The sequence below is a fragment of the Streptomyces angustmyceticus genome, from assembly GCF_040701845.1.
Classification (GTDB): domain Bacteria; phylum Actinomycetota; class Actinomycetes; order Streptomycetales; family Streptomycetaceae; genus Streptomyces; species Streptomyces angustmyceticus_A.
Genome location: NZ_JBFBHQ010000002.1, coordinates 410058 through 434532, shown reverse-complemented (window position 1 = coordinate 434532; position 24475 = coordinate 410058). Strand labels below are relative to the sequence as shown.

Genomic DNA, 24475 nt, shown 5'->3' with positions numbered 1-24475 from the left:
AGGCGGGGCGGACGAGCTCACCGGCGTAGGGATGGCGCGGGCGGCCGGGTGGCCGGGGGGCCGGGGGCCGGGCGGCCGGATGCAAGCCCTCCGTCATGGTTCGCGCAGTTCGTACCGGCACTGCGCCAGGGGCTGATCGACCTCGTGGAGCTGGCGGGGCTGCGCGACGAGGACCCGCGGCACGGCGATGCCCGCCGTGCCGCACTGGTCGAGGCGGTTGCCGGCGGGGACGGCGAGGCGGCGAGCCCCCTTCTCGCCGTCGAACTCGACGAGACGCAGGCGCAGTTGCTGGGGCGCTGCTGACCTGCGCCGCAGTGAGTGGTCGCGCACGGGCGGCCGTCGATTTCCGCCGAGCCCCCGGCATTGGACAGGATGGGCGGCATGACCGAGATCCGCACCCCCCGCCTCATCCTCCGCCGCTGGACCGACGACGATCTCGCCCCCATGGCGGACATCAACGCGGACCCGGTGGTCATGCGCTGGATCGGCGACGGTTCCGTCCTGAACCTGGAGCAGACCGCCGAAGAGATCGAACGGTGGGAGGAGGAGTGGGACGACGAGGGCTTCGGCCTCTTCGCCGTCGAGTTGCTCGCCTCGGGCGAACTGGCCGGATGCGTCGGCCTGTCCGTACCCGGTTTCCTTCCGGAGGCGGCGCACGAGGTGGCGATCAGCTGGCGCTTCGGACGGCAGTACTGGGGCCAGGGCTATGCCTCCGAAGGCGCCCAGGCCGTATTGGAGTTCGCCCTCCAGGACCGCGGCCTGGACCGTGTCATCGCCGTCAACCGGCTCGGCCACGAGGCCTCGGACAACGTCCTGCGCAAGCTCGGTATGGCCATCGAGCGGGAGGCGACGCATCCGGAGTACGGCCATGCACTGACGGTGCACAGCATTGATCTCACGGAGTACCAGGGCTGAGCGGGGCGCGGGAAATCGGCCGCGGTCCAAGAATTTGGAGGGCCTCCCGCGCTCCTCGGTGGGCATGCGTGCGGACGCGGCGTCGTCGAAGGCCGCCGCCCCTCCCCCACCCCGCGATCGCTCCGGAGAAGGAGACGGGCGCGGAGGCCCGGGGGCAGGGGCGGGGACGCAGCAAGGCGCGCGCACCGCGCGCCCGGGTCAGCCGGTGGCCACCGACGGCTGGGCGAGGTCCAGGTCGAGGGTCTCGTGGGCGCCGTCGGCGAGGGATATGCCGACGGCGTGCGGCGGATGGCCGGCTGCCGTGAGGGTGTAGTGGGACGCGCTCAGGTCGAAGAAGGCGAAGGCGCCGTCCGGGCCGGTGACGGTGTGCCCGGCGACCGCGCCGTCCTCGACGAGGGTCACGGCGGCCTCGGCGAGCGGCCGTCCGTGCGGTCCCCGTACCGTTCCGCGGACGGTGACGGTCGGCCGCAGACGGGTGTCCTGCCGTTCCGGCTCGCCGCCGGACAGTTCCAGGGCGCGGGCCTGCGGTTGATGGCCGGGGGCGCTGAGCACCAGGGTGTACGGGCCGGGCGGGAGCGGGGCGACGTCCCAACTCCCGTCGGCAGCCGAGGCCGTACGGGCCACCACCTCGCCGGCGGCGTCGGTGAGGACGATGCTCCCGCCGGCCAGCGGCGCTCCTTCCTGGCCGCCGAGCAGCACGCCGCCCAGGCGGCCGGTGCCGGCGAGGATCAGATCGACCCGGGCCGCAGTGCCCTCGCCGCGGTACAGGGCGGAGGCGGCGTACGGGGTGTGGCCGGGCGCGGCGCCGGTCAGGACATAGGTGCCCGCCGTGGGGGCGGCCAGCGCATAGCGGCCGTCGGCGGCGGCCGTGGTGACGCCGGCCTGGCGCCCCTGCCGGTCGATGAGGGTGACGCTCGCACCCGGGACGGGGAGTCCGGCGGGGTCCAGGACACGGCCCGCGAACCCGGAACGAACCGTGGCCGGTTCGGCCGCGGTCGTCCCGGCGGGGGCGGAAGCCGGGCGGGTGGCCTCCGGCACGGTGGCCGGCCGGGAGCCGGCCGGCGCCGACTTCACGAGCCCGGACGCCCCGTTGCCGGCGTCGGCCACACCATCGGTGTCCGCGCCGCCGGCTTCCCCGGCAGCGTCGTCCGTGCTCTGCGCGACCAGGGTCGGCCGGGAGACCTGGCGCGCCGAGGGCAGGAAGGAGGCCAGGATGACACCGACGATGACGGCGGCCGTGGCGATCAGGAAGGACACCCGGAACCCGGCCATCGTCGGCACCGTGGCCGGTCCCGTCCGCTGGGACATATGGGCCAGCACCATGCCGATCACGGCGCTGGACACCGAGGTGCCGATCGAGCGCATCAGGGTGTTCAGACCATTGGCCGCACCGGTCTCGGACGGGTCGACGGCGCCGATGATCAGCGCGGGCAGCGAGGAGTACGCCAGGCCGATGCCGGCGCCGAGGACCACCGCGATGATGACGGTCTGCCAGGGGGCCGTCATCAGGCCGAGGCCCGCGCCGTAGCCGATCGCGATGACCAGCATGCCGATCAGCAGGGAGACCTTGGGGCCGCGCCGGGCGGCGATCCGCGCGTACAGCGGAGCGACGAGCATCATCGTCAGGCCCAGCGGCGCCATGCACAGGCCGGCCACCACCATGGACTGGCCGAGGCCGTAGCCGGTCGACTCGGGCAGCTGCAGCAACTGCGGGAGCACCAGGGACACGGCGTAGAAGGCCACCCCGACGGTGATCGAGGCGAGGTTGGTCAGCAGGACCTCGCGGCGGGCGGTGGTCCGCAGATCGACCAGGGGATCGGCGATGCGCAGCTCCATCACGCCCCACAGCACCAGGATCAGGGCCGCGACACCGAACAGACCGAGGGTGGTGGGCGAACCCCAGCCCCAGTCGCTGCCCTTGGTGATGGGCAGCAGCAGGGCGACCAGGCCGGCCGACAGCCCGAGGGCGCCCGCCACGTCGAAGCGGCCCCGGGCACGCACCGCGCTCTCCGGGACGGTCAGGAAGGTGAGCAGCATCGACAGCACGCCGAGCCCGGCGGCGCCGAAGAACAGGGTGTGCCAGTCGGCGTGTTGGGCGACCAGGGCCGCGACCGGCAGCGCGAGTCCGCCGCCCACACCGATCGACGAGCTCATCAGGCCCATGGCGGAGCCGAGCCGTTCGCGCGGCAGCTCGTCGCGCATGATGCCGATGCCGAGCGGAATGGCGCCCATGGCGAAGCCCTGCAGCGCCCGGCCCACGATCATGGTGAGCAGGTCGCTGGTGAATCCGCAGACCAGCGAGCCGACGACCATGATGGCGAGGCTGGTGAGCAGCATCCGCCGCTTGCCGTACAGGTCACCGAGGCGTCCCATGATGGGCGTCGAGACGGCACCGGCGAGGAGGGTGGCCGTCATGACCCACGTGGCATTGCTGGGCGCCGTGTTGAGCAGCACCGGGAGGTCCTTGATGACCGGCACCAGCAGCGTCTGCATGACCGCGACGACGATGCCGGAGAAGGCGAGGACCGGGACGATGCCGCCGCGGGTTCTGCGGTGCCCGCCCGCGGCGTGGTCGGGCACGGGGGGCTCGGCAGGGGTGCCCGCCGCCCTTCCGGGGAGCTGGTCCGTCGTCGTCCGGGTCATGCGGGCGGCCTCCAGGGCGGCAGAGGTGAGCGTCGGTGGGAGTGGGGGGTGAGCGGGTGGTGGGAGCAGGGGTGAGCAGCAGGGTTCGAGGGCTGGGGCGTCTCCCCCGGGCATCGGCATGATCGGGCCATGGATACGTGCATGCCGAACGTTTTATCGCGGCGGTCTATTCCGCGGCACCGGCCGCCCTCGCTCCCCGGAGGCCGTGATCTGCCTCACTCCGCCCCGCTCCTGACTCCCTCTCGCCCCGTTCATCGGGCCTCCCCCGGCCTCGTCCTCGACGCGCGGACTCCGCTGAACCCGCCGAGTCCCAGTGAACCGCACCCCACTGACAATCCCGTCCGGCAGAGACCTCCGGACGCCGCCGCCCGGCCGCTCGCCCGCCGCGCCGAGCGCACCTTCCCGCCCACGACGAGAGGCGCCGCGGGAGCCCCCGCGGCGCCTCTGACCTGCACCGTTCATCCACGACACTTACACGGTTCGGGAACCAACACCGCATGCGCGGTATGTTTTCGCCTCCCACCCCCACCGGGCGGTCCACGCCACCCGGCCGTCGCGAGCCACCCGGCCCGAGGCGCCGCGATCAGCTCGCCGCGGCATCGATTCCGGCGTTCGCCGACGCCTTCCCCTGGAGCGCGGCGTCGAGTTGTGCACCACGCTCAGAACCCAGCTTGAGCTTGGCGAGGATGGCCGGAACCGCAATGCTCGGGAGGGTGTGCTCGAAGAAGATGGTCAACCGGCGGCTGAGGTCGGCCCGGTTGGTGAAGGCCTGGGACATCATCTGCAGCCCGGCGAAGGCGCCGACGAACAGCTCCGCGGTCTCCCGCACGACGATGCTCTCCATCACTTCACCGCGGTCCTTCGCCTCGTTCAGCAGCCCCTCGACGAACACGCTCCACGAGAGCATCGACTGCTTGCGGTCGAGGTGGTTGGAGCCCTGTTCGACCGCCAGCCGCGCCGCCCCGCGCTGGATCGGGTCACTGCGCAGCCGGTAGGCCAGCACCTGACCCGCGTCGACGAACTCCTGCAACTTGATGTTCTGCGGCTTCACGGCGATGTCCAGTACGTGCTCATCGAGCACCGCCAGCGCGAGCTGCTCCTTGGAGGCGAAGTGGAAGTACAAGGCGCCCTTGGTGACGCCTGCGCGGTCGAGGACTTCGGCGATGGTCGCGCGGTCGTAGCCGAGGTCGTCGAAAACCGCGGCGGCCGCCTCCAAAATCAGTCGCCGGGTCCGGATCGCGCGGTCCTGTTGTGCCACAGGACGCCTCCTGTCTCTCGTGTTTTCCATGTTCGCATCAGTTAGCTACCGCTCAATTCCCCCCTGGGTCAGCCACTTGCTGCAATTCGACGCCCGGCATTGAAAATAAAACCGGATGGTACGTATCTTATCAGCGATGCACCTCTTCCCGTAGAGACGCCTGGGGGCACTCATGAGCGACACGATGCACGTCAGCGGCACGGTTCAGCCCAGGGCTCCACATCAGACGCACGCGAAGGGGAGCCACCGTGCGGCCGCCGGACATCGCTATGCCCCCTGCGTCCCTCAGGAGTTCGTTCACCGTCCCGTTGCCGACGACATTCTGGTCACCTCATGGCGCCGGCTGGACGACTCCCGCTTCACGCTGACCGCCCAGTGGCCGCACAACCACGGGTACTTCACCCCGGTGCACGGCCGCCACCATCTCATCCTCACCGGCGAGACCATCCGCCAGGCGGGGCTGCTCCTGTGCCACACCGAACTCGGCGTACCGGTCGGCCACCACTTCATCCTCGGCAACCTGGTGTACACAACCCACCCCGAGCACCTGGCCGTTGGCGGCGGGCCCACCCGGCTGACCATCGATGTCACCTGCAGCCGGATGCGCCTGCGGGGCGGCACGCTGTCCAGTGGCCACTTCACCATGACCATCCGCAAGGCGGGCCGGATCGTCGCGACGGGCTACTCCGATGTCGCCGTCACCTCCCCTGCCGTCTACCGCCGGATCCGTGGCGAACGGCTGGCCGCACGCCGCACCCTGGGCCCGCTGCCCGCACCCGTCCCGCACCAGGTGACCGGCAGCGCCGTGGACAGCGATGTGCTGCTGTCCCCCACCGACCGGTCCGGCCGATGGGAACTGCGCATCGCGCCCGGCCACGGCGCGATGGTGAATCCGGCGAACGACCACATCCCGGGGATGCTGCTGCTCGACGCCGCACAGCAGGCCGCCCGGGCGCTGACCGCTCCCCAGATCTTCGTGCCGTACGCCTTCGGCACCGAATTCCACCGCTACGCCGAGCACGGCATCCCCTGCAGCATCGTGGCCCGACACGTCCCGTCCGCACTCCCCTCCACCACGACGGTCCAGGTCACGGGCTCCCAGGAGGGCAAACCGGTGTTCGTCTCCACCCTGACCGCACTGGACACCGAGCGTTGAGCGCACACCTCACGAGCCATGACAATCTCAGCAGGGACTCCACACTTCATGAGCCACCGGACCGCGCGGCCTGCGGGGCCGTCTGCCGCGAGTGGTGAGGGCTCTTGAGGCATGGGCACCGGGCTCCCCGTGTCCCACCAGCAAGGGAAAGCAGCCGGCGGCAGCACGCCGCCACAGTTGAGCGGAAGGCCAAGAACGATCATGGGTGACCTCAAGGGGAAGACCGCACTGGTGACGGGATCCAGCCGCGGCATCGGACGGGGCATCGCCCAGCGCCTCGCGGAGGACGGTGCGTTGATCGCCGTCCACTACGGCAGCAATGACACCGCGGCCAAGGAAACGGCCGAAAGCATCACGCGTGCGGGCGGCCGGGCCTTCATAGTCGGCGCGGAACTGGGAGTTCCCGGCGACGCCGAGGCCCTCTTCGCCGCCTTCGACGCCGAACTCGCCGCCTCCGGCGCGGAGCCCGGCCTCGACATTCTCGTCAACAACGCGGCTCAGAACTTCCCCGGGCGCATGGACGAGGTCACCTACGAGGAGTTCGACCGCACCCTCGCAGTCAACATCAGGGCCCCGTTCTTCCTCATCCAGCACGGTCTGCAGCGGATGCGGGACGGCGGACGCATCATCAACATCTCGTCGGCGGTGACGACTACGGCGCACCCTACGCAGATCGCCTACAGCGTCGCCAAGGGCGCCCTGGAAACACTCACCCACACCCTTGCCAAGGACGTCGGCGCGCGCGGGATCACGGTCAACACCATCGCACCCGGCTGGGTCGAGACCGATGTGACGGCGGCGCGGCGGGCGACGCCGGAGGGGCGGGCCGCGCTGGCGGCCTATTCCGTCTTCAACCGCATCGGCCACCCCTCCGACATCGCGGACGTCGCCGCGTTCCTGGCCTCGGACGCATCCCGTTGGATCACCGGCCAGCGCTTCGACGTCACGGGCGGCTCGATGCTCTGACCCCGTCGGCGCGGCCCTGGGCCGGGTGCGCCGCGGCGTGGTCAGGCGTCGTGGAAGACCAGGCCCAGGGAGTGCCGGTGGCCCGAGCGGACGGTGCTCACCCCATGGCGTACGGCGCCGGCCGACCAGCCGCGGGCGGAGCGCACGGGGCGGTCGCGGGTGGTGAACACCAGGGCGTGGCCCTGCCGCAGGACGGTGGTGGTGCCGCGGGACTGTGCCCGCGGCCGCTGCTCGACGAGCAGGAATTCACCACCGGTGTAGTCGGTGCCCTGCCCGTCCAGGCCGATGACGACCTGGAGGGGGAAGACCATCTCCCCGAAGAGGTCGCGGTGCAGCGCGTTCCAGTCGCCCGCCCCGTAACGCAGCAGGATCTGCGAGGACTTGGTCTGCCCGGCGTCGTGGCACATCGTGAGCCACTCCCCCAGGGTGTCCGGCCAGGGGGCCGGCCTGCCGAGTCGGGCCGCCCAGTCGCGGGCGGTCCGCAGCAGGTGCGGGTAGAACGCCTCGCGCAGGGCCCGGACGGGTTCGGGCAGCGGGTCGGCGAAGTAGCGGTACTGGCCCGAGCCGAAGCGGTGCCGTGCCATGTCGACGGTCGAGCGGAAGCGGGCGGGGTCGTCGTACAGCGCGGCCAGGGCGCGGCAGTCGGCCGGGCCGAGCAGCCGTGGGGTCAACGCGCAGCCCAGGGCGTCGAGTTCCGCGGCCAGCGCCGTCCAGTCGGCGGCCGCCACCCGCTCGGCGAGCGCCGTGGGGCGGGCCCGGCCCCGGGTGGTCGTGGTGGTCATGGCGTCTCCAGGGGGAGTGGGGGCGGGCGGGGCGGCTCACGGGAGCGGGACGGTGCGGTGCGGTGCGGGGGCGGCCCGCGTCCGGTACGGCGGACTCAGCCGGCGTCCGGCGCGACCCCCTCGATGCCGAGGAGCTGCCGCTTGCGCACGGGCCCGCCCGCGTAGCCCGACAGGGACCCGTCCGCGGCGATCACCCGGTGGCAGGGCCGGACGACGAGCAGCGGGTTCGCGCCGATCGCCGTGCCGACGGCGCGCACCGCCCCCCGCGCCGCGCCGATCCCGGCCGCGATGGCCCCGTAGGTGGTCGTGGTCCCGTACGGGACGCCCTCCAGGGCCCGCCACACGCGCCGCTGGAAGTCCGTGCCCCGGGTGTCGGCGAAGGCGAGGGAGAAGCGGGTCAGCTCCCCGTCGAAGTAGGCGCGCAGCTGACGGGCGATCTCGGCGAAGGCGTCCGGGTCGTGCGTCCAGCCGTCCTGGACGGTCGCGCCGCCCTTCTGGCCGGGCACGCTCAGCGAGGCGAGCGCGATGCCGCCCGGTGCGGCGGCTGATTCCTCGCCCACCAGCAGGAGTTCGCCCAGCGGGCTGTCGAGGGTGGTGCAGAGCGTCATGGTCGGGTGCTTTCCGTGGCGGAGGGACGGGGGTGGGCCGGTTCGGTGACCGGCGCGTTCCAGAAGTGGTGCAGGGCGTACGAGCGCCAGGGGCGCCAGGCGTCCGACCGCGCGGCCGGACCGTCCGTGGGGACTCCGGCCCGGCGCATTCCGGCCTGTGCGGCCGCATCGCCGGTCAGCAGCACATCGGGGTCCCCCAGGGCGCGCATCCGGATGTAGCCCGCGGTCCACGGGCCGATGCCGCGCAGGCCGAGCAGCGCCCGTTCGGCTTCGTCCCGGTCGGCTCCGGCGTCCAGCGTGACGGTGCCGTCGGCGAGCGCGGCGCCGAGGGCGCGCAGGGTCGTCCGCCGCGATCCGGGCATGCCGACCTCCGCGAGCGAGGCCGCCGCCAGATCGTCGGCGCGCGGGAAGAGGTGGGTGAGCGTGCCGGACGGCTCCGGCAGCGGTTCGCCGTACGCGGCGACGAGTGCGCCGCCGAGCGCGCGTCCCGACGCGACCGAGACCTGCTGGCCGAGCACGGCGCGGACCGCCAGCTCGTCCGGGGCGGCGGCTCCCGGGGACCGCAGTCCGGGGTGGCGCTCCACCAGCCGGGCCAGGGCGGGGTCTTCGCCGAGCCGCTCGGCGACCGCGTACGGATCCGCGTCCAGGTCGAAGAGGCGCCGCACGCGCTGCCCCGCGGTGGTGAGGTCGCGCAGCTCGGTGAGGCGCAGCCGGCAGTCCAGCCAGCCGTCGCCCGTCACCTCGTCGACCTCGGCGATACCGGTTCCGTTCGGCAGCCGCAGGGTGCGCCGGTAGGTGCGGGCGCCGGGCTCGCCGACGACCTCCTCGATCCCGGTGATCGCACGCCGCTGGAGGTGGTCGAAGAGCTGTCCTGCCGCGTACGGGCCGCGGAAGGCCAGTCGCAACGGCAGCACCCCGGGCGTGGCGGGCGGCGCCGCCGGACCGCACCGGGCCGTCTTGCCGGGGCGGGCGGTGCGCAGCTCGCTCGGCGTGAGCGCGTAGATCTCCTTGATGGTGTCGTTGAACTGGCGCACGCTGGCGAACCCGGCGGCGAACGCGACATCGGCGACCCGCAGCCCGGTGGTCTGCAGCAGGACCCGCGCGGTGTGGGCACGCTGCGCCCGTGCCAGCGCCACCGGGCCGGCGCCGAGCTCGGCGGTCAGCTGCCGCTGCACCTGCCGGGCGCTGTACCCGAGCCGGTCCGCCAGCCCCGCGACGCCTTCCCGGTCCACCACGCCGTCGCCGATCAGCCGCATCGCCCGCCCGACGACATCGGCGCGGGCATCCCACTCGGCGGAGCCGGGCACCGCGTCGGGGCGGCAGCGGCGGCAGGCCCGGAAGCCCGAGCCCTGGGCGGCCGCGGCGGTCGGGAAGAAGGCGACGTTCCGCCGTCGGGGCGTGGTGGCGGGGCAGCTCGGCCGGCAGTAGATCCCGGTCGTGGACACCGCGAAGAAGAAGGCGCCGTCGAACCTGGCATCCCTGCTGCGCACCGCCTCGTACCTGCTGTCCTCGCTCATCACAGGTCCACTGTGCAGCAGGTCGGGCGGCAGTGCTGGCGGAAATCGGACGCCGCGTTCGGGGGGCGGCGGGCCGGTTCGAGGCGGCCCGGCAGGCATGAAGCGCCCGGGTGGCCGCCTCTAGGACGCCGCCGCGGCCAGGACCACCAGGATCACCACGATCGCGAGTGTCTCCCAGCGCATGGCCCTGCGCAGGACACTCAGGTCCGTGGCGTGCGCCGACCGGCCGTGCAGCACGGAGCTTCCGCTCTGCGCCCCGCCGTCGTCGTAGCCGCTGTCACCGTCGTCGCTCACGCCTGCTCCCGTTTCTGCCGCACCCTCACGAACCGGCAGCCCGGAGGCCGCCGGCCGCCAGCGTACGTGCTCGCGCCGCGGCGGCTCGAGCCGCCTGTCGTACCGCGGTCAGCGTGGGACGGGGCGACGCGGGGCGTGCCGCGGGACGGGGAGCGAGCGGTGTCCGACGGCCCCGTGCGACGTGCGGCGGGACGGACATCGGTGCCGGTCGGCCCCGCAGTCAGCCGTACGGAAGCCGTCGGCCCCGTCAGAGCGCGCGCACCGGCTCACGCCGGCGGCATCGGCCAGTCGTCCAGCGAACCGCCGCGCCACTCGACGAGCCGGGGGTCGTCCAGTGCGATGTCCTCGGCCGGGCCGGCGACGCCCGCACGGCGGAGGAACTCGGCGACGTCACCACGGCCGTGGGCCAGGCCGACGATCTGCCCACGCACGGTCACCCGTCGGCCACCGGAGGGGGTCGGCGGGTGCACGATGACAGGCGGATGCTCGGACATGCATCCAGCGTGCGCCGCGCTCTTGGCTCGCGCATTTCGGCAGCCGCCATGAGCAGCAATCCTTGCCCCCGCGAGCATTCACTAGGCTGGCCGGTGGCCGGGGCTACCAGGAGGCCGCTCCCCAGCGCCCCGGAACCGACCTCCACGACGGGATCATGAGGCCGACCGTGAACCACCCCATCGACTCAGCGGAGTTCTCCCGGGATCCGTATCCGCTGCTCGCCGCCCTGCGGGCGCGCGGCCCGGTGCAGCGGGTACGGACGGACAACGGCCGTACGACATGGGTCGTCACCGGCTGGGCGGAGGCCAGGGCGGCGCTGGCGGACACGCGGCTGTCGAAGGACACCGCCCGCTACTTCGCCGACCGGCCCGGCACTCGCCGGCTGGCCCCCGCCGTCAGCCGCACCATGCTCGCCACCGACCCGCCGCACCACGGCCGGCTGCGGAAGCTGGCGATGAGGGCGTTCACTCCGGCGGCCGTCGCACGACTGGAGCCCCGGATCCGTGCGATCGCGGAGGAGCTGGCCGACGCACTGGCCGCGCGCGGGTCGGCCGACCTCGTCCTGGAGTTCGCCGAGCCGCTGCCGATCGCGGTGGTCAGCGAGATGCTGGGGCTGCCGCAGGCGGACCGTGCGGCGGTACGACGCTGGTCCCATGACCTGTTCGCCGCGGGGGCGCCGGACACCGTCGACCGCGCGTCGCACGCCCTCAGCGACTACATGACGCGGCTGATCGCGGCGCGGCGCGAGGACCTCGGGGACGATGTGCTCAGCGGGCTGATCGCCGCCCGCGACGAGGCGGACCGGCTCTCCGAAGCCGAACTGGTGTCGCTGGCCGTGCTGTTGGTGGTCGCGGGCCATGAGACGACCACCCACCTCATCGGCAACGGCATGCTGGCCCTGCTCCGGGACGGGGCGCTCCGCTCCCGCCTGCGGGCCGATCCCGCGCTGCTCCCCGCCGCCGTCGAGGAGTTCCTGCGCCATGACGCCCCGATCACCCTGGCGACCTTCCGCTTCGCCACCGAGCCGTTCGACCTCGGCGGCGCCCGGATCGGCGCGGGAGATGTGGTGCTGGTGTCCCCCGGAGCCGCCAACCGCGATCCGGCCCGGTTCGTCGCGCCGGACGACGTACGCCTCGACCGTCATCGCCGTACGGAGCCCACGGAACCGACGGAGCCGACGGAGCCAGGTGACGCTCCGGGGCCTCCGCACCGCCCCCGGGGCCCCCGGCCCCCGGAAGGGCTCCGGGGTTCCGACGGCCCGGGCGGTCATCTCTCGTTCGGACACGGCCCGCACCACTGCCTCGGAGCACCGCTGGCCCGCGTGGAGGCCCGTATCGCCTTCGAGGTACTGCTGACGCGCTTCCCGGGCATCCGGCCCGCGGTGGACAGTTGGGACGCGCTGGAGTGGCGTCGCACCCGCCTGATGCACGGGCTGGCCGGCCTGCCGGTGCACCTCGGCCCATGACCGTGGACCGGCGCCGTGACCGCGGTGCGGCGGTCACGGCGCCGGTGGTCACGACACGGGTGGTCACCGCGCCCGCCGTCCCGAGCGCGCAGCGGACCAAACCCGTCATCGGACCCGTCCGGCCACCGCGCGAGCCCAGGGCCGACCGGTCCGGCGTCAGACCTTGAGCGGCTTGATCGCGGTCGGCGCATGGCCCGGCTCGGTCGCGAGGTCCTCCCACTCGTTGACGCTGGCGATGTCGCTGCCGCTCATCGAGATGTTGGTGATCCGCTCCAGGATCGCCTCGACGACGACCGGGACGCGGTGCTCGGCGGCCAGCTTCTTGGCCTCCTCGAAGGCGGCGCCCAACTCGCTCGGGTCGGTGACGCGGAGGGCCTTGCAGCCCAGTCCCTCGACGACCTTGACATGATCCACGCCGTAGACGCCCAGCTCGGGGGCGTTGATGTTCTCGAACTCCAGGTTGACCTGGAAGTTGATGTCGAGGTTGCGCTGGGCCTGGCGGATCAGTCCCAGGTACGCGTTGTTCACCAGGACATGCACATACGGGATCCGGTGCTGGGCGCCGACGGCCAGCTCTTCGAGCATGAACTGGAAGTCGTAGTCGCCGGAGAGGGCGACGACCGGCGTCTCCGGGTCGGCGGTGGCCACGCCCAGCGCGGCCGGGATGGTCCAGCCGAGCGGCCCGGCCTGGCCGCAGTTGATCCAGTGGCGCGGCTTGTAGACGTGCAGCATCTGCGCGCCGGCGATCTGGGAGAGGCCGATGGTGGTGACGTAGCGGGTCTCCGGGCCGAAGGCCTTGTTCATCTCCTCATAGACGCGCTGCGGCTTCATCGGGATGTCGTCGAAGTGCGTACGGCGCTGCAACTGGGCCTTGCGCACCTGGGTGGAGGCGGCCCAGTCGGAGCGGTCCGGCAGCGCGCCCGCGTTCTTGAGTTCGCGCGCGACCTCGACGAACAGCTCCAGTGCCGCCTTGGCGTCCGAGGCGATGCCGTAGTCCGGGGCGAAGATCTTGCCGATCTGGGTCGGTTCGATGTCGACGTGGACGAACTTCCGGCCCTGGGTGTAGACGTCGAGCTTGCCGGTGTGGCGGTTGGCCCAGCGGTTGCCGATGCCCAGGACGAAGTCGGACTCCAGGAAGGTCGCGTTGCCGTAGCGGTGCGAGGTCTGCAGGCCGACCATGCCGGCGTTGAGCTCATGGTCGTCGGCGAGGATGCCCCAGCCCATCAGGGTGGGGACGACGGGGATGCCGGTCAGCTCGGCGAACTCGACCAGCAGGTCGGCGGCGTCGGCGTTGATGATGCCGCCCCCGGCGACGATCAGCGGCCGGTCGGACTCGTTGAGGAGGGCGAGGGCCTTCGCGACCTGGGCGCGGGTCGCGGTCGGCTTGAAGGCCGGTAGCGGCTCGTACGTCTCGGGGTCGAAGTCGATCTCCGTGAGTTGGACGTCGATCGGCAGGTCGATCAGGACCGGGCCGGGCCGCCCGGAGCGCATCAGATGGAAGGCCTGCTGGAAGACGCCGGGGACCTGCGCGGCCTCCATGACCGTGGTCGCGGCCTTGGTGACCGGCTTGGCGATCGCGGCGATGTCGACGGCCTGGAAGTCCTCCTTCTGGATCACCGCGGTCGGCGCCTGGCCGGTGATGCACAGGATCGGGATCGAGTCGCCGGTCGCGGAGTAGAGGCCGGTGATCATGTCCGTGCCGGCCGGGCCGGAGGTGCCGATGCAGACGCCGATGTTGCCCGGGTGGGTGCGGGTGTACCCCTCGGCCATGTGCGAGGCGCCCTCGACGTGGCGGGCCAGCGTGTGGTCGATCCCGCCCGCGCCCTTCAGCGCCGCGTAGAAGGGGTTGATCGCGGCACCCGGCACTCCGAAGGCGTGGGCCACGCCCTCACGCTTGAGGATCTCCACCGCGGCGCGAGCGGCTGTCATTCGAGGCATCGAGTACTCCTGCGTCGACCTGTCACGGGCAAGCTCCGACGAACGGCCGGAGGGGACTAATTCCGCATCATGGAATTAATGTTTTGCTTTATGGAAGGAACGTAGAGCGCGGCGATCCACCCGTCAAGGGGAAGCCGGGCGTCCGGCACCGGGAGGACCGGAGGAGGGCGGGCACGGGCCGGCAACCGTCGGCAGGGGCTGAGCGACGACACCCCGACGGCACGACGGAGCCCGCCGCACCTCCTTGCGACGGACCTCCGCACGAAGGCACACCGCGGCCGATCCGCCGTTGCCTCATCACCCGCGGAAGTCCGTCCGCATGCTCAAGCGGAATCACCGCAGTGCCCGAGTTCCGCTTCTTCTCTCCGCCGCCTCCACCCAGGTGATGACCGCATCGGCCGGCCGGTCGGGATAGCACCGAGAGACCGAACCGGACCCCTTGGGGATTGCGGCGGGAGTCAACCGCCCTACGCTGGTTGAAGGTTGAAGGGGTGTTTTCCGAAAACCGGAACGTCATCATTGGCGGACCCGGTCGGCGGCCCCTGATCACCGGCGCACGGATTCCGCGCCGGCCCCGGAGCTTTCCTCGCGCGCGGTCTACATCCAGGGCGCCGGACCGGTACGCGAGGCCCATGCGGCCAACGCGTTCTGGTCGTAACAGCGAATGCCCTGCTGGACGGCGTAGTCGGCGGCCGGCCTGGTGAACACGGACGTGGTGACGACGGCCGCGACCTGGGCGCCGTGGACGCTGTAGCAGGTTCCGCCGAATCGCTGGAGGTCCGGGGAGCCGACCTTGCTGGTCGGCCCGTAGCGCTTGCACTGGATGACGATCCGGCGCCCGTCGGGGGCGACGGCGGTCACATCGGCACCCAGGTCGCCCGCTCCGCCGACGCGGCGGGCGTCCCGGCACCCGTCGCGCCGGCACAGGAAGGCGATCGCCTCCTCGAACTCGCGCGGGTTCATGGCGTGATAGCGGCCGATCTCCATGGACCGGGCGGCCCGGATCTCACGGAGCCGGGCACGGTCGGCGGCCCGGGCGCGCCGGACGGCGAGGACGCCGCCCACGAGCGTCACCAGGAGGACCGCGGCCCCCGCGCCGAGCCCGTCATGGATCATCAGGACGAGCATGGCGATTCCCGCCATGAGGCCGCAGGCCTTGCCGTAGAACACAACGGTCCGGCGGGTGGTGGCACGCTGCGGGCGCCGGACGGGTGCGGCCATGTTCGTCCCCCTGTGTCGGTATGCGGGGAGATTATCGGCAGAATCTCCACCACGAGGGGTGTTCGCCCGCTTCGTCGAGGACACGGGGCGATTGCCCGTAACAGCCGGATCCGGGAGCGGCGGAGGGGCAGTGGCGCCCACGGTCGCGCACGCTTCCGCTCCCGGGAATTCCGCACACCCGCAGCGGAAATTCCCGCCCGTGGAGCAGTTGGCGCTGCCGCCCTCCCTCCCGCAGGCGGGAGCCGGCGAGTCGCTCCCCCGAAAATCTCCCGGAACCGCAATCCGGTGCCAGTGGACACGGCAGCGAAAAGGCCCCGCCCGACGACCGGGCGGGGCCCACGCAAAACTCAACTCCGCGCGCTTTACGGCGCATACGTCTCAGCGGATCGGCATGCCCGAAATCGTCCGGGCGATCACCAGGCGCTGGATTTCGCTGGTGCCTTCGAAGATGGTGTAGATAGCCGCGTCGCGGTGCATCCGCTCGACCGGGTATTCGCGGGTGAATCCGTTGCCGCCGAGGATTTGGACGGCCTGTGCGGTGACCTTTTTGGCGACCTCGCTGGCGAAGAGCTTGGACATGGAGCCCTCGGCGGACGTGAAGGGCTTGCCGGTCACCGCCATCCAGGAGGCGCGCCAGACCAGGAGGCGGGCGGCGTCGATCTGGGTCCGCATATCGGCGAGCTGGAAGGCCACGCCCTGGTTGTCGATGATCGGGCGGCCGAACTGGGAGCGGGTCTTGGCGTACTCCAGGGCCTCTTCGTAGGCGGCGCGGGCGGTGCCTACCGCCATCGCGCCGACGGCCGGGCGGGAGGCCTCGAAGGTGGCCATGGCGGCGTTCTTGACCCGCTCGCCGCCGTTGTTGGCCTTCTCGCGGGCACGGGCGAGGCGCTCGTCGAGCTTCTCCTTGCCGCCGAGCAGGCAGTGGCCGGGGACCCGGACGTCGTCGAGGACCACCTCGGCGGTGTGCGAGGCGCGGATGCCGTGCTTCTTGAACTTCTGGCCCTGGGAGAGGCCGGGGGTGTTCGGGGGGATGATGAAGGACGCGTGGCCCTTGGAGCCGAGGTCGGGTTCGACGGCCGCGACGACGACATGGACGTTGGCGATGCCGCCGTTGGTCGCCCAGGTCTTGGTGCCGTTGAGCACCCACTCGTCCTTGGCCTCGTCGTAGACCGCGCGGGTCCGCATCGCGGCGACGTCCGAGCCGGCGTCCGGTTCCGACGAGCAGAAGGCGGCGACCTTCACGTCGGCGGCGTCGCCGTACATCTGCGGGACCCAGGTGCCGATCTGCTCCTCGGTGCCGTTCGCCAGCACACCGACGGCGGCGAGCCCGGTGCCCACGATCGACAGGCCGATGCCGGCGTCGCCCCAGAAGAGCTCCTCCATGGACATGGGGAGGCCGAGGCCCGTGGGGTCGAAGAATTGCTGGGCGTAGAAGTCCAGCGAGTACAGACCGATCTTGGCGGCTTCCTGGATGACCGGCCAGGGGGTCTCCTCGCGCTCGTCCCATTCGGCGGCGGCAGGGCGCATGACGTCCGCGGCGAAGCCGTGAACCCAGTCACGGACTTCCTTCTGCTCGTCGTTGAGCTCCATGGTGAACTCGGCCATGTCCCCTCCACTGCTGCCAGGCATTACTGTTGTTACTAGCGGTAACCCGCAGTGTGTTACTCGTCAGTAGAAGATGTCAACTCCCCTGAGAACGAATTCACCGTGGAGATCGGGTGTTACGTTGCGCGAGCGCCACGGATTCACAAGGGTGGGGAGCACGACCATGGAAAGCACCGAGCACAGCGGCCGCCAGCAGACGGCGACCGAGCGCAGACGGCGGGAGCTGTTGGAGGCCGCCGAGCGCATTGTGCTGCGCGACGGCCCGGACGCGTCGATGAACGCCATCGCCGCCGAGGCCGGCATCACCAAGCCGATCCTCTACCGGCACTTCGGCGACAAGGGCGGCCTGTACCGCGCGCTCGCCGTACGGCACACCGACGCCCTGCTGGCCAATCTGGCCACCGCGCTGGACGCGCCCGTCCTGCGCCGGGACCGGGTCGAGGCCACCCTCGACGCCTATCTGCTCGCGATCGAGGCCCGGCCGCAGGTGTACCGCTTCCTGATGCACCCGTCGGACGAGGACAACGCACCGGAGTCCGGCTTCGACGTCGGGCGGCACTCCGCCCCGCTGCTGCGGCGGCTCGGCGAGGAGCTGGCCAAGGTGATCACCGACCGGCTCGACCTGGGGCCGGGCGGGGAACTGACCGCACGCGTATGGGGCCACGGCATCGTCGGCATGATGCACGGGGCAGGCGACTGGTGGCTTCGGGAACGCCCTTGTTCACGCGAGCAGTTGGTCACACAGCTCGCCGACCTGCTCTGGGGGCAGCTGGCCGCGGTCGAGGACCGCGTGGGCGGCCCCGGCTTCTGAGCACCGGACCGTGACAAGGCGGCGGCGCCGGCCCCTCAGCGGCCGGGCGCCGCCGTCGCGGCCCACGGGGCCCTGGCCGCCGCGCGCAGCGCCCGGCGGCGGCGCAGCCCGGTGAGGCGGTCGACGTACAGCCCGCCGTCGAGGTGATCGCACTCGTGCTGGAGACAGCGGGCGAAGAAGCCGGTGCCGGTCACGGTCCTCGGCTCGCCGGTGACGCTGAACCCGGTCACGACGGTGTGGTCGTGGCGCGGCGTGCCGGCCTCGATGCCGGGCAGCGAGAGACAGCCCTCGGGCCCGCGGAAGACCGGGCCGTCGGTCTCCACCAGCCGGGGGTTGACCAGGTGCCCGAGATGGCGGACCTCCTCGTCGTCGGGGCAGTCGTAGACGAAGACCCGCAGCGGGACGCCGACCTGATTGGCGGCGAGGCCCACACCGTGTGCGGCGTACATCGTCGCGTACATGTCCTCGACCAGCCGGGCCAGCTCGCCGTCGAAGGCGGTGACCTCCCGGCAGGGCTCGGTCAGGGCCGGATCGCCGAGCAGGCGCAGCGGGCGGACCCGGCCGGAACTGCCGGGGATGGTGCGGGGAGGCATGGGCCAAGCGTACGGTCCGGCGCGCCCGGGATGTCGCCGGACGGGTGGCGGGGTTCGGGCCCGGGCCCGGATCTCGATAGGCTGATCCCCGACCGAAGCCTCGGCCGGTCATCGGCTGCGGAGGAAGCGTTCCACCGGCAGCCTCAGGGCAGGCGGGCGCCGGATGCAAGGAGGATCAAGGACGATGGCAGGCAACACGGAGCCGCTGTCGCCGCGGGCCAAGCTGGCCGTGACGGCGGGCAAGGCCGCGGCGGCGGTGTCGCGCGCGGCGGGCCGCGGCAGCGGATCGGTGATCGGTGGCCGGGTGGCGCTCAAGCTCGACCCCGACCTGCTGGCGCGGCTGGCCCGGCACTTGGACGTCATCCTGGTGTCGGCGACCAACGGCAAGACGACCACGACGCGGCTGATCGCGGAGGCCCTGCGGGCCAGCGGCCCGGTGGTCTCCAACGCGCTGGGCGCCAACATGCCGGCGGGGATCACCTCCGCGCTGGCCGGTGGGTCGGACGCCCGCTACGGCGTCATCGAGGTGGACGAGAAGTACCTCGCCGGTGTGGCACGCGATGTGACACCGAAGGCCATAGCTCTGCTGAACCTCTCGCGCGACCAGCTCGACCGCGCCGCGGAGACCCGGATGCTGGCCGAGCACTGGCGAGAGGGCCTGGCCGGTTCCAAGGCCCTGATCATCGCCAACGCGGACGACCCGCTGATCGTCTGGGCGGCCTCGTCGTCCGCGAACGTGGTCTGGGTCGCGGCGGGGCAGGAGTGGAAGGACGACGCCTGGTCCTGCCCGTCCTGCGGTGGTGTGATGCAGCGGCCGAGCGAGGACTGGTTCTGCGCGGAGTGCGGCTTCCGCCGTCCCACGCCCAGCTGGGCGCTGTCCGGCGATCATGTCCTGGACCCGCACGGCAGCGCGTGGCCGATCAAGCTGCAGCTGCCGGGACGCGCCAACAAGGCGAACGCCACCACGTCCGCCGCGGTCGCCGCTGCCTTCGGGGTGCCGCCGCAGGTGGCCCTGGAGCGGATGTTCTCGGTGCAGGCGGTGGCCGGTCGCTATGACGTGGTCACGTTCATGGAGCGGGAGCTGCGGCTGCTGCTGGCGAAGAACCCGGCCGGTTGGCTGGAGACGTTCTCGCTGATCGACCCGCCGCCGACCCCGGTGATCATGTCGGTGAACGCCCGCGGCGCGGACGGCACGGACACCTCCTGGCTGTGGGACGTCGACTACACCCGGCTCGCCGGGCACCCGATCTTCGTCCTCGGCGACCGCAAGCTGGACCTGGCGGTGCGCCTGGAGGTCGCGGGGCTGGACTTCCACGTGTGCGAGAGCCTCGACGAGGCGGTGGGGATGGCACCGCCCGGACGGATCGAGGTCATCGCCAACTACACGGCCTTCCAGGACCTGCGCCGGCGCGTGGGCAACTGAGTGCGGTCCACCGACGTTACGGACAAGGACGAGCGAGCATGAGTGACAACAGCCTGCGCCTGGTGTGGATCTACCCGGACCTGCTGAGCACGTACGGCGACCAGGGCAACGCCCTGGTGGTGGAGCGGCGGGCGCGCCAGCGCGGCCTGGACGTCCAGCGCCTGGACGTACGGTCCGACCAGCAGATTCCCACCTCCGGCGACATCTATCTGATCGGCGGCGGCGAGGACCGGCCGCAGCGGCTGGCGTCCGAGCGGCTGATCCGCGACGGCGGGCTGAGCCGTGCGGTCTCCAACGGCGCGATCGTCTTCTCGGTGTGCGCCGGGTACCAGATCCTGGGTCATGAGTTCATCAACGACCTCGGGGAGCGGCAGGAGGGCCTGGGGCTGCTGGACGTGGTCAGCACCCGTGGCGAGGCCGAGCGCTGCGTCGGCGACGTACTCGCCGACATCGACCCGCAGTTGGGCCTGCCGCCGCTGACCGGCTTCGAGAACCACCAGGGCGTGACGCACCTGGGCAAGACCGCCCGGCCGTTCGCCAAGGTGCGGTTCGGCAAGGGCAACGGCGTCGGCGACGGCTACGAGGGCGCGTGGAACGACACCGTCTTCGGTACGTACATGCACGGCCCGGTGATGGCGCGCAATCCGCACATCGCCGACCTGCTGATCAAGCTGGCGCTGGACGTCAATGCCCTGCCGCCGGTCGAGGACCGCTGGTACGAGGCGCTGCGCCAGGAGCGGATCGCCGCGGCGACCCAGCCTGCCTGATACGGCTTCCTCCCGGTTCGGGCGGTTCGCCGATATGAGGCATCTGCCGGAATGAACCCCTTTTCGTACGCCCGCAGTCCGCACTGCGGGCGTACGTGTGCCCAGGGGCCCTGCGCTTGTAGGGTGAGCGGAATCCAACCGGACGACGGGGTCCGGGCCCCCGGTTGAGTTGCAGAGGGTTTTTCGAGCAATGCGTATTGGTGTACTCACCTCCGGCGGCGACTGCCCCGGTCTGAACGCCGTCATCCGCTCCGTCGTCCACCGCGCCACCGCCGATCACGGCGATGAGGTGATCGGCTTCCGTGATGGCTGGAAGGGCCTGCTGGAGTGCGATTACCGCAAGCTCGACCTCGACGCCGTCGGCGGCATCCTGGCGCGCGGCGGCACCATCCTCGGGTCCTCGCGGGTGCAGCCCGCCCACCTGCGCGACGGTGTCGAGCGGGCCCGCGGCCACGTCGCCGAGCTGGGCCTGGACGCCATCATCCCGATCGGCGGCGAGGGCACGCTGAAGGCGGCGCGGCTGCTGTCGGACGCCGGGCTGCCGATCGTCGGCGTCCCGAAGACCATCGACAACGACATCGCCGTCACGGACGTCACCTTCGGCTTCGACACCGCGGTGGGCGTGGCCACCGAGGCGCTGGACCGGCTCAAGACCACCGCCGAGTCCCATCAGCGGGTGATGATCGTCGAGGTGATGGGGCGGCACACCGGCTGGATCGCGCTGCACTCGGGCATGGCGGCCGGTGCGCACGCGATCGTGGTCCCGGAGCGGCCCTTCGACATCGAGGAACTCACCGCACGGGTCTCCGAGCGGTTCGAGGCCGGCAAGAAGTTCGCGATCGTGGTCGTCGCCGAGGGCGCCAAGCCGCGCGAGGGCACGATGACCTTCGACGTCGGCGGCAAGGACATGTACGGCCATGAGCGGTTCGCCGGTGTCGCCCGGCAGCTCTCGGTGGAGCTGGAGAACCGCCTCGGCAAGGAGGCCCGGCCGGTCATCCTCGGGCACGTCCAGCGCGGCGGCACGCCCACCGCGTACGACCGGGTGCTCGCCACCCGCTTCGGCTGGCACGCCGTCGAGGCCGCGCACCGCGGCGACTTCGGGATGATGACGGCGCTGCGCGGCACCGACATCACGCTGGTGTCGCTGGCCGAGGCCGTGGAGACCCTCAAGACGGTGCCCACCGAGCGCTACGACGAGGCCGAGTGCGTGCTGTGACCCCGGCGCCGTAGCCCGTGCGGCACGAACCGCCCCCGGCCATCGCACCGATATGCGGCCCTGCCGCATGGTCCGGCCGGGGGCGGTTCTAGTCTTGTCGCCGGAGCATTGGTACGAATCAGGAGCGAGCGGATGGATCACAGCGGGCACGGCATGGACGGCATGAACATGGATCTGCCGCCGTTCACGCTGGCGCGGGGCCTGGAGTTCGGTGGTGATCCGTTCTTCCTCGTCGGCTGCCTGCTGGGACTCGGGCTGTACGGCTGGGCGGTGATCCGGCTGCGGCGGCGGGGCGACGCCTGGCCGGTGGGCCGGACCGTCGCCTGGGCCCTGGGTCTGGTGACGGTGGCCCTGGTGATGTGCACCCAGCTCAACGACTACGGCATGGCGATGTTCAGCGTGCACATGGTCCAGCACATGGTCATCAGCATGCTCTCGCCGATCCTGCTGCTGCTCGGGGCACCGGTGACGCTGGCGCTGCGCGCGCTGCCGGCCGCCGGGCGGGGGCGCAAGGGGCCGCGCGAACTGCTGGTGGCGCTGCTGCACAGCCGCTACATGCGGATCATCACGCACCCGGCGTTCACCATCCCGCTGTTCATCGCGAGCCTCTACGCCCTCTACTTCTCCCCGCTGTTCGACTTCCTGATGGAGTCCCGGGCCGGGCACATCGGGATGATGGTGCACTTCCTCGCGGTCGGCCTGGTGTTCTTCTGGCCGATCATGGGCGTCGACCCGGGCCCGCACCGGCCGGGCTATGTGATGCGGATGCTGGAGCTGTTCGCGGGCATGCCGTTCCACGCCTTCTTCGGCATCGCCCTGATGATGGCCACCGAGCCCATGGTCGACACCTTCCTGCACCCGCCGTCCTCACTCGGGATCGAGGCGCTGTCCGACCAGACGGCGGCCGGCGGCATCGCCTGGGCCTTCAGCGAGATCCCGTCCGTGGTGGTGCTGATCGCCCTGGTCTTCCAGTGGTACAAGTCCGAGGAGCGCCAGTCGCAGCGTGCGGACCGGGCCGCGGACCGCAACGGCGACAAGGATCTGGCGGACTACAACGCCTACCTCGCCTCGCTCGACGCGCGGAGCCGGTGACGGCGGGTCGCCACTCTGGCGGTACGGGCCGCGGCCGGGGACGATGGTCCCATGGCCGCGGCCCGCGGCATGCGTGCCCCGGGCCGCCGTGAGGAGGGTGCGGGTATGCCCGGATCTGCTAGGACGATGGCCGTGTGCACGGTGGGCGGGCTGGTGGTGGCGACCGCCTACACCGTGGCGATGGGCGCCAACGGCTGGCTCTGGTTCTGCTGGGTGGTGCTGGCATTGGTGACGGTGGGCATGGCGGCGGCACGGCCGGTCTGAGCCCGCCGCTCCGGCGGGGCGGTGCGGGCGCGTCGCCCCGGTGCCGTCAGAAGCGGAACAACGGCCCGGTCACGGCATCCATCGTGCAGCCGTTGGGGAACTCCTTGCGCCAGTTCACCACGGTGCCGTGCCAGATTCCGGTCGCGGTGGCGACGATCGGGTCGTACTCCCTGGTGCAGGCCTGCGGGTGGCCGGGCAGGGCGTCCAGGTTGCCGCGCGCCCAGGCCAGCGCGTCGCAGGCGGCGGCCGCGTGCGGGTGCCTGCCGTGGATGTCCGGGCAGCTGAGCCGCACCCCCCGGCTCCAGGTGTTGCCGGCTCCCGAGACGGTCAGCAGCAGGCCCTGGTCGACGGTGGGCGGCTCGTCGGCCCGCGCCGGGCCGGCGGCGAGCGTACCGAGCAGGGACGCGGACAGCGCGGCGAGCGCGGACGCGGACACGGTCAGGGTGGCACGGACGGATCGGCGTCGAGGGCTCACGGGCATCGAAGTCTCCTGGGAAGCTCGGTGGGGTCACCTGCGGGAGCCTGACAGCGACGCGTGGCGCCCGGCGGCCCCAGGCCACCGCGCCGGGCCGCGGCGGGCAAGCGGGCACGCCGTCAGGTCGCCCGTACGGACCGGCGATCGCCCCTCGACGACAGGGGTGGCCGGCAGCGGAGGAGGCGACTCCGCTGCCGGCCACCCGGACCGGGATTACTTCACCCGCTCGATCCGGGCGTGGCGGATCAGGAACTTCCCCTCCTCGCGCACCTGCTCGAAGGCCGCGTTGTTGAGCAGGGCGCAGCTGCCCGAGGCCGAGGTCACGGAGACCGTCGTCGACTTGTCGTTGTCCAGGTTGGTCACCTTCAGCTTGGTGCCGACGGGGAACTGGTCGCTGGATGCCGCCGGGGCACCGCCCTCGCCGGAGAGGGTCACCGTCGAGCCGGCGCAGACCACGTCTCCGTCGGCGGCCGGCGGGTCGTCCGACGCGGGCGGGGCGGCCGAGGCGGTCGGATCCGCCGACCCGGACGGGGCCTCGGACGCCCCGGGAGCGCTGGAGGCGGGCGGCTCGTTGCCCGTCGGCGGAGCGCCCGCGGCGTCACCCCCGCCCTGTTCGGCGGAGCAGCCGGCGGCTTTCTGCTGGACCTGGATCTGCTTGATCACGGCCTGGCGGTTGGCGATCCGTGCCGCCGACTGGGCGTCCGGCTTCGCCTGCTGGTCGGCGATGAACTTCTGGTTGTTGCTCAGGGCGGTGGCCAGTCCGTCGCACGCCACCGATGCCTGGCTGGTGCCCGCGGTGACGATGGCGATGCCGCCGACCAGCGCGGCGGCGCTGACGCCGATGACGATCTTCTGGCGCTTGCCGACTCTCTTCTTCCGGGACATCTGTGCACTCCTGTCCTCGGCCCGGACACTGGGTCCGGGCTCGGTCACCGGGCAATACGGCGAGTCAACCCGCCCTCGTTCACGGC

Annotated in this window: 24 protein-coding genes; 10 read left to right on the top strand and 14 right to left on the bottom strand. The window is 71.9% G+C overall.

Translation table 11 applies throughout. The features are described 5' to 3' along the window. Positions 1 to 93: 93 nt before the first annotated feature. Positions 94 to 330, bottom strand: coding sequence for a hypothetical protein (locus AB0411_RS05905; protein WP_366415990.1), 237 nt, complete (start codon positions 328 to 330; stop codon positions 94 to 96). 51 nt (positions 331 to 381) lie between these two features. Between AB0411_RS05905 and AB0411_RS05900 the strand changes: the two genes are divergently transcribed. Next, on the top strand, positions 382 to 915 hold the full coding sequence (locus tag AB0411_RS05900) for a GNAT family N-acetyltransferase (protein ID WP_366415989.1): 534 nt from the start codon (positions 382 to 384) through the stop codon (positions 913 to 915). Positions 916 to 1113: 198 nt separating this feature from the next. Here the strand turns inward: AB0411_RS05900 and AB0411_RS05895 are convergent, their stop codons facing one another. Then, on the bottom strand, positions 1114 to 3558 hold the full coding sequence (locus AB0411_RS05895) for an MFS transporter (RefSeq protein ID WP_366415988.1): 2445 nt from the start codon (positions 3556 to 3558) through the stop codon (positions 1114 to 1116). A gap of 583 nt (positions 3559 to 4141) precedes the next feature. After that, a complete protein-coding gene (locus AB0411_RS05890; RefSeq protein ID WP_366415987.1) occupies positions 4142 to 4816 on the bottom strand; it encodes a ScbR family autoregulator-binding transcription factor in 675 nt (224 codons plus the stop codon). 172 nt (positions 4817 to 4988) lie between these two features. On the opposite strand from AB0411_RS05890, the gene AB0411_RS05885 reads away from it, so the two are divergent. Then, positions 4989 to 5972 carry a ScbA/BarX family gamma-butyrolactone biosynthesis protein gene (locus AB0411_RS05885; protein WP_366415986.1) on the top strand — a complete coding sequence of 328 codons (984 nt, stop codon included), beginning with the start codon at positions 4989 to 4991 and terminating at the stop codon, positions 5970 to 5972. A gap of 201 nt (positions 5973 to 6173) precedes the next feature. After that, positions 6174 to 6938 (top strand): SDR family NAD(P)-dependent oxidoreductase, encoded by a 765-nt coding sequence (locus tag AB0411_RS05880; protein WP_366415985.1) that lies wholly within the window; start codon positions 6174 to 6176, stop codon positions 6936 to 6938. A 41-nt stretch (positions 6939 to 6979) separates the two neighbouring features. Here the strand turns inward: AB0411_RS05880 and AB0411_RS05875 are convergent, their stop codons facing one another. The 5 genes from AB0411_RS05875 to AB0411_RS05855 form a co-directional block, all read right to left on the bottom strand. Beyond that, positions 6980 to 7720: a 2OG-Fe(II) oxygenase gene (locus tag AB0411_RS05875; RefSeq protein ID WP_366415984.1), complete on the bottom strand. Its 741-nt coding sequence runs from the start codon at positions 7718 to 7720 to the stop codon at positions 6980 to 6982. Between the two features lie 95 nt (positions 7721 to 7815). Next, positions 7816 to 8328 (bottom strand): methylated-DNA--[protein]-cysteine S-methyltransferase, encoded by a 513-nt coding sequence (locus tag AB0411_RS05870; RefSeq protein ID WP_366415983.1) that lies wholly within the window; start codon positions 8326 to 8328, stop codon positions 7816 to 7818. Further along, positions 8325 to 9845: an AlkA N-terminal domain-containing protein gene (locus tag AB0411_RS05865; RefSeq protein WP_366415982.1), complete on the bottom strand. Its 1521-nt coding sequence runs from the start codon at positions 9843 to 9845 to the stop codon at positions 8325 to 8327. The genes AB0411_RS05870 and AB0411_RS05865 overlap by 4 nt, the downstream gene beginning before the upstream one ends. Before the next feature lie 120 nt (positions 9846 to 9965). Beyond that, positions 9966 to 10139: a hypothetical protein gene (locus AB0411_RS05860; RefSeq protein WP_366415981.1), complete on the bottom strand. Its 174-nt coding sequence runs from the start codon at positions 10137 to 10139 to the stop codon at positions 9966 to 9968. Between the two features lie 266 nt (positions 10140 to 10405). Then, positions 10406 to 10633 carry a hypothetical protein gene (locus AB0411_RS05855; protein ID WP_086717821.1) on the bottom strand — a complete coding sequence of 76 codons (228 nt, stop codon included), beginning with the start codon at positions 10631 to 10633 and terminating at the stop codon, positions 10406 to 10408. Positions 10634 to 10788: 155 nt separating this feature from the next. On the opposite strand from AB0411_RS05855, the gene AB0411_RS05850 reads away from it, so the two are divergent. Continuing rightward, positions 10789 to 12099: a cytochrome P450 family protein gene (locus AB0411_RS05850; protein WP_366415980.1), complete on the top strand. Its 1311-nt coding sequence runs from the start codon at positions 10789 to 10791 to the stop codon at positions 12097 to 12099. Between the two features lie 156 nt (positions 12100 to 12255). On the opposite strand, the gene gcl is transcribed toward AB0411_RS05850, so the two are convergent. The 3 genes from gcl to AB0411_RS05835 form a co-directional block, all read right to left on the bottom strand. Next, positions 12256 to 14037, bottom strand: coding sequence for a glyoxylate carboligase (gene gcl, locus AB0411_RS05845; RefSeq protein WP_366415979.1), 1782 nt, complete (start codon positions 14035 to 14037; stop codon positions 12256 to 12258). A 597-nt stretch (positions 14038 to 14634) separates the two neighbouring features. Further along, on the bottom strand, positions 14635 to 15258 hold the full coding sequence (locus tag AB0411_RS05840; RefSeq protein WP_366415978.1) for a restriction endonuclease: 624 nt from the start codon (positions 15256 to 15258) through the stop codon (positions 14635 to 14637). A 378-nt stretch (positions 15259 to 15636) separates the two neighbouring features. Continuing rightward, positions 15637 to 16863 (bottom strand): acyl-CoA dehydrogenase family protein, encoded by a 1227-nt coding sequence (locus AB0411_RS05835; protein ID WP_366415977.1) that lies wholly within the window; start codon positions 16861 to 16863, stop codon positions 15637 to 15639. 163 nt (positions 16864 to 17026) lie between these two features. On the opposite strand from AB0411_RS05835, the gene AB0411_RS05830 reads away from it, so the two are divergent. Then, on the top strand, positions 17027 to 17674 hold the full coding sequence (locus tag AB0411_RS05830; protein ID WP_366415976.1) for a TetR family transcriptional regulator: 648 nt from the start codon (positions 17027 to 17029) through the stop codon (positions 17672 to 17674). Between the two features lie 35 nt (positions 17675 to 17709). Here the strand turns inward: AB0411_RS05830 and def are convergent, their stop codons facing one another. Then, on the bottom strand, positions 17710 to 18267 hold the full coding sequence (gene def, locus AB0411_RS05825) for a peptide deformylase (protein ID WP_366415975.1): 558 nt from the start codon (positions 18265 to 18267) through the stop codon (positions 17710 to 17712). A gap of 184 nt (positions 18268 to 18451) precedes the next feature. On the opposite strand from def, the gene AB0411_RS05820 reads away from it, so the two are divergent. From AB0411_RS05820 to AB0411_RS05800, 5 genes are all read left to right on the top strand, one after another. Further along, entirely contained in the window at positions 18452 to 19690 is a 1239-nt protein-coding gene (locus AB0411_RS05820) for a MurT ligase domain-containing protein (protein ID WP_366415974.1), read from the top strand. Positions 19691 to 19728: 38 nt separating this feature from the next. Beyond that, a complete protein-coding gene (locus AB0411_RS05815; protein WP_086716724.1) occupies positions 19729 to 20457 on the top strand; it encodes a type 1 glutamine amidotransferase in 729 nt (242 codons plus the stop codon). A gap of 190 nt (positions 20458 to 20647) precedes the next feature. Next, positions 20648 to 21673, top strand: coding sequence for a 6-phosphofructokinase (locus tag AB0411_RS05810; protein WP_086716725.1), 1026 nt, complete (start codon positions 20648 to 20650; stop codon positions 21671 to 21673). 132 nt (positions 21674 to 21805) lie between these two features. Further along, positions 21806 to 22765, top strand: coding sequence for a cytochrome c oxidase assembly protein (locus AB0411_RS05805; protein WP_366415973.1), 960 nt, complete (start codon positions 21806 to 21808; stop codon positions 22763 to 22765). A gap of 105 nt (positions 22766 to 22870) precedes the next feature. Continuing rightward, complete coding sequence (locus AB0411_RS05800; RefSeq protein ID WP_366415972.1) at positions 22871 to 23029, top strand: hypothetical protein; 159 nt, start codon at positions 22871 to 22873, stop codon at positions 23027 to 23029. A 46-nt stretch (positions 23030 to 23075) separates the two neighbouring features. Here the strand turns inward: AB0411_RS05800 and AB0411_RS05795 are convergent, their stop codons facing one another. Both AB0411_RS05795 and AB0411_RS05790 read right to left on the bottom strand, forming a co-directional pair. Next, positions 23076 to 23510 (bottom strand): SSI family serine proteinase inhibitor, encoded by a 435-nt coding sequence (locus AB0411_RS05795; protein ID WP_366415971.1) that lies wholly within the window; start codon positions 23508 to 23510, stop codon positions 23076 to 23078. A gap of 207 nt (positions 23511 to 23717) precedes the next feature. Continuing rightward, positions 23718 to 24389 carry a hypothetical protein gene (locus AB0411_RS05790; RefSeq protein WP_366415970.1) on the bottom strand — a complete coding sequence of 224 codons (672 nt, stop codon included), beginning with the start codon at positions 24387 to 24389 and terminating at the stop codon, positions 23718 to 23720. Positions 24390 to 24475: the final 86 nt, after the last annotated feature.